Annotated in this window: 2 protein-coding genes; both read left to right on the forward strand. The window is 71.4% G+C overall.

Annotation, left to right across the window (positions count from 1 at the left end; translation table 11 throughout):
- Positions 1-635 (forward strand): hypothetical protein (locus C6558_RS40190; RefSeq protein WP_158269019.1); only part of this gene is annotated, 635 nt, incomplete at its 5' end.
- On the forward strand, positions 632-985 hold a 354-nt coding region (locus C6558_RS38735), incomplete at its 3' end, for a hypothetical protein (protein ID WP_146160992.1). The genes C6558_RS40190 and C6558_RS38735, both read left to right, overlap by 4 nt.

Here is a 985-nt window from a genome sequence, read left to right on the forward strand (position 1 = left end):
TCGGTGTGGCCCAGGCATCGTTCCACCGCACGATCTCGGAGCAGGACGTCTGGGACCAAGCGGTGGAGCTCTCCGGGTCCGAGGCGGCCACCGCCCGCTGGTTGCTGCCGGCGATCGCCGAGCCCCGTGCCGCGCGCGGGATGCGCTCGTTCTGGGCCGACTTGTTCGCCGTGCTGCGCCGGATCTCCGAACAGGACGTCGACGTGATCATCGACGCCGGCCGCGCCGAGGCCCCCTACGGGCGAGAGAGCCTGTGGACCGAAGCCGATCACCTGAACGTGGTGCTGCGCAGCGATCTGGTCTCCGTGGCCGCCACACGCTCCTACCTGCCTGAGCTGGTCACTGCCCGCGCTGAGCGAGGGATCGGGGACTCGTTGTCGCTGACGCTCGTGGAGGATCGAGCCCAGCGACTGCCCTCCAAGGACGTTGCCACCGTCCTGGGCGCCCCGGTGCGTGGGCGACTGCCCCATGCAGCTGAGGCCGCAGCACACTTCGGCGGGGGGGCCCGGGTGTCCCACCTGCGCCTGCGCCCCTACACCCGCGCGGTCCAGGCCCTGAACGCCTCGCTCGGGGACGCGTTGCTGAGCCGGCGAGAGATCATCGAGAAGACCGAGCCCATGCAGGGGGAACGATGAGCAACACCGGCCGCGACGACACCTCCCTGGACCTGCTCAACAGCCCGTACCTGACCGGGGCGCCGGCGCAGAAGACCGATCGGGTCTCGCTGATCCCGGCAGCGGCGGGGGCCCATCTGAGCCGCCCGCTCGGATCGCAGCTGAACTCGGTCACGCCCGTCACGGAACGCACCATCCCGGCGCCCTCCGCCGTGCAGGAGCCGTCTCTGGAGGCCTCGCCGGCACCAGAGGCCGCCCGGACCTCCCCGGACACCGAGATGCGCGCGTTCTGGTCGATCGTCAAGACCCTGCGCGACCGGGCCTCGGATCGCTACGCCGATGAGCTGGCCGGCCGGGAGGGCATCTCCGAG

It is taken from the genome of Ensifer sp. NM-2 (genome assembly GCF_003024455.1).
Lineage (GTDB): Bacteria > Pseudomonadota > Alphaproteobacteria > Rhizobiales > Rhizobiaceae > Ensifer > Ensifer canadensis.